This window comes from Caballeronia arvi, assembly GCF_001544695.2.
Lineage (GTDB): Bacteria > Pseudomonadota > Gammaproteobacteria > Burkholderiales > Burkholderiaceae > Caballeronia > Caballeronia arvi.
This window is the reverse complement of record NZ_FCOM02000155.1, coordinates 1-3,551: the sequence shown is the minus strand read 5'-3', so window position 1 is coordinate 3,551 and position 3,551 is coordinate 1. Positions and strand designations below refer to the sequence as shown.

At 59.0% G+C, this 3,551-nt stretch carries 3 protein-coding genes and 2 pseudogenes; 1 reads left to right on the top strand and 4 read right to left on the bottom strand.

All coding sequences use genetic code 11. From position 1 onward, the window contains the following. From AWB74_RS43645 to AWB74_RS43635, 4 genes and pseudogenes are all read right to left on the bottom strand, one after another. Nucleotides 1-341, bottom strand: a 341-nt coding sequence (locus AWB74_RS43645; RefSeq protein WP_087039573.1) for a response regulator, incomplete at its 3' end; no start/stop codon positions are given. 85 nt (nucleotides 342-426) lie between these two features. After that, nucleotides 427-1,272 carry an ammonia-dependent NAD(+) synthetase gene (gene nadE / locus AWB74_RS47115; protein ID WP_061152682.1) on the bottom strand — a complete coding sequence of 282 codons (846 nt, stop codon included), beginning with the start codon at nucleotides 1,270-1,272 and terminating at the stop codon, nucleotides 427-429. Nucleotides 1,273-1,326: 54 nt separating this feature from the next. Next, nucleotides 1,327-1,788, bottom strand: a pseudogene (locus AWB74_RS47110) (CinA family protein); the annotation flags it as partial. A 218-nt stretch (nucleotides 1,789-2,006) separates the two neighbouring features. After that, entirely contained in the window at nucleotides 2,007-2,501 is a 495-nt protein-coding gene (locus AWB74_RS43635) for a YciE/YciF ferroxidase family protein (protein WP_061152681.1), read from the bottom strand. Nucleotides 2,502-2,787: 286 nt separating this feature from the next. On the opposite strand from AWB74_RS43635, the pseudogene AWB74_RS43630 reads away from it, so the two are divergent. Continuing rightward, nucleotides 2,788-3,551 (top strand): annotated as a pseudogene (locus AWB74_RS43630) (hypothetical protein); the annotation flags it as partial.

Below are 3,551 nucleotides of genomic sequence, written 5' to 3'. Positions count from 1 at the left end.
CGTTCGACTAGTTGCAATTGACGAAGTAGCGCGAGCACTGGAAACGGCTTGCTCATAAAACAGGCACAAGGTACATTTGGGCGCCGTCGCGCATCAGAGATGAGAATCACCGGGATTTGCGCAAGATTCGGGTCCGCAAGCATTGAACGGATCAGTCCTACGCCATCCAGTCCGGGCATAGCACAGTCCGTTACCACAACGTCTGGCGGCGCAGATTTCGCGAGCAATAAAGCGTGCGCGCCGTCAGTTGCAGTTCGGACAATATGACCTTCCGCCGCAATCGCAACGCCGAGGGAACCCAGCCATCCCATGTCATCATCGACGAGTAGGACCGAAGCCATGCCGCCTCCCTCCCCTATCGCTTATCGAAGACCGTTGCGTTTTCCCTTTAATCAACGAGTGGGAGCACCCGAGTTAGCCGCGCGGTCAGCTTCGACTGACCTCGACGGGAAGTGAGCGCTTATGACGGGTCGCTGTATAGAAGCGGTGTATTGTTGTCAGCACCTGATCACTGACTTCTTTGCCCTCGAGGAAATCGTCGATGTTTTCGTAACTAATGCCGTAGCTGTCCTCATCGGGCCGCTGCGGGGTGAGCGACTCCAAGTCAGCAGTGGGCACCTTCATAACAAGCCGCTCCGTCGCCCCCATGGAGCGCGCCAGCGCGCGCACTCGTCGCTTGGTTAGGCCGGAGAGTGGCAGAACGTCGGCGCCGCCGTCACCATACTTGGTGAAGAACCCCATCAGCGACTCCGCAGCGTGGTCTGTGCCAATCACGACTCCCACGCGCGCGCCCGCAATTGCGTACTGCGCGATCATGCGCTCACGCGCCTTGATGTTGCCCAGCACGAAGTCCTTCTGAAAATCATCCGTGTACTGTGCGCCGGCGCGCTCGAGCGCCGCGAGCATTTCATCGGAAGCCCCTTTCACGTTGACATCGAAAGTCTCGTCCGGCCGCACGAAATCCAGCGCGAGCCGGGCATCGTCCTCGTCGCGTTGCGTCCCATAGGGCAGTCTTACCGCGACAAAATGAGCCTCGTATCTGCGTGCCCGAAGGCGCTCGACGCTCAACTGAGCAAGACGGCCCGCCGTCGAGGAATCGACGCCTCCGCTGATACCGAGCACCAGGGTTCGAAGACCCTGCGAGACGAGGTAATCGCACAAGAAGCCGACCCGCCGCTCGCGCTCGACGTCCACGTCAAACTGCGCGGTGACGCCGAGTTCGTCGATTATCTGCTGCTGCCAGGCCCGCCAATCGTTCGGATTGTTACTCATCGCGCTTCCCTCCGGGATACGAGTCGATTGCTGGTCGAAGTAATGCTCGATACGCGAGATCGCGTAGTGCGCTGCGGCCTGTCGCACTTCGTTACGCTCCCCTTCGAATTTCTTCGTCTCGCTGAAGGTCGCGACGTCTCCGGTCCGTGAACGAAACGACCACGCGAAGCACTGAGTGCCTGCAGGTGGTCCACCGTCCGGTGCGGCGTCAGCGACACCTGTGTTGGAGACCGCGACATCTGCGCAACATGCCTCCTGCTGCAGCGCGCCCTCGCTCATCTCGCGGGCAACCGCCTCGCTCGTCAGGCCGTACCGCTCCATCGTTTCCTTCCGCACGCCGAGGAAGCCGGCTTTACCAGAGGGTGAATAGGTGACGAAGCCCACGTCAAGGCAGCTACCGCTGCCTGGAACGGACGATATCAACGATGCAATGAACCCTGCGGTGCAGGACTCGGCCGTCGCCAGCTTTAGCCCCCTTGAGGTAAGGAAGGAAACAACTTGCCGCGGTAGGTCCATATTCGTCTCCTGTGCATGGCTGTGCTGCCGAGCACGCCTGGGGGAGTTCGCGCGTCGGGCCCTTTCGGCGTCGTGAGCGCGTCCTCGCGTGGCATAACGGCCATGCGAGGCTTTTCATCTCTCAAAACCACGGGCAACAGCCTCGCAATGTCGCGATGAACTAGGGCACCCTGTTCGCATCTTTCATTCGGCGGCGCATCACCCGTGGCCGTAGCCCATTACTTGCCCACCTCCTCCTTCGACAACTCTTGCTTAGCCAACATGGTCAGCTTTTCGTCTGTTGCCTTTTCCTCTTCCAACGTCTCCAATAAGAGATTCATGCCGTCGGTGTAACCGAGCTTTTTCGCAAGCGTCGCCAGCGTGCCGTACGCAGCGATCTCGTAGTGCTCAACTTTCTGAGCCGCCGCGATCAACGCTGCATCCAGGATCGGGCCTTTCTCGATTTCCTCGATCTGCTCTTGGCCCTCTTCAACGAGTCCCTCCATGGCGATACACTTGACGCGCTTAAGCTTGATGCCCGTGCTTTCGACTACTTTATCGATACGTTCCACTTGTCCTTGCGTCTCCTCCAAGTGAGTCTTGAACGCTGCCGATAATTCAGGATTGGTTGAAGCCCGGGCCAGTCGGGGCAGTGCCTTGGTCAACTGCTTCTCCGCACTGTAGATGTCCGAGAGTCCGTGAATAAAAAGATCATTCAGGGTTGCGACGGCCATGGCGATTCTCCATAAAAGGTGGCGAGTAACGGCGTAGATGCGCGCGCAAAACCCATGCCGCGAATTCGGCTTCATCTCTTGGCCAGGACAGACCCCGGCACGTCGACCTGCCGACCGGTCGAGCGAGCGTCCCCGTGTCGCGATTGCCCCGCCCCGGCTCCATTCACAACGTAGCGCGCCCTCGATATCTTGGCCACATATCGACAGACGAATGCCACTCGCGTTCGGTGCCAACGCGCGAATCGAGCGGTCAAATGTCATTCGTCTACTGCTCTGATGGTCCGGGGTGCAGTTCTTTTTGCCATCTGGTGCTGCTCGCTATACGCGGACGCTTACCGAAGCTGCCAATTGGAAGAACTGTTGGTGGACGCCTTCGATCGTGCCTGTTGATGAGGAGGATGGTGAGGCACTTGGTTTGCTGAAGGTACGCAGCCGACCGTATGAGAAGGTGGGCGAGCGAACTTGCGAGGTCATCATGACAAGAAGTCAACACCCGGCGATGCTGACCGACACAAATTCAAACCTGATCGAACGAACATCTCTGTTGCGGGAGAACGCTTTTGATGGGGTCATTTGCTTCTCGCATCTGCGATGGGACTTCGTGTATCAACGTCCGCAACATATCATCTCGAGGCTAGCGCGCCGCTATCCCGTCTGGTTCGTAGAAGAGCCCGTCGACGCGATGGACGCACGCGCGCGCCTCGACATTCGGTGGGAATCCGCAGGACTGAACGTCGTCACTCCGTGCCTGGCGGCCGGCACACCGCTCGAGCGCGACGCTGAAGAGAAACGGCTAATTGATCAACTGGTTTTAAGCACAGGACTCTCCCGGTACCTTCTCTGGTTTTACACCCCCATGGCGTTAGCCTGCGCGCCGTCTCTCCCACCGATGGCGACCGTCTACGATTGCATGGACGAACTCAGCGCGTTCAAAGGGGCCCCGGCATCCCTGGAGCTGGCCGAGCGGGCGCTCTTATCGAAGTCCACTGTCGTTTTTGCCGGCGGTCAGAGTCTCTATGACGCGAAACGACGGCATTATCGAGGCATTCA

What these genes read in the sequence shown, in the direction of transcription:
- nadE (WP_061152682.1), bottom strand. Translation starts at nt 1,272, where the DNA reads ATGAGTAACAATCCGAACGATTGGCGGGCCTGGCAGCAGCAGATAATC.
- AWB74_RS43635 (WP_061152681.1), bottom strand. Translation starts at nt 2,501, where the DNA reads ATGGCCGTCGCAACCCTGAATGATCTTTTTATTCACGGACTCTCGGAC.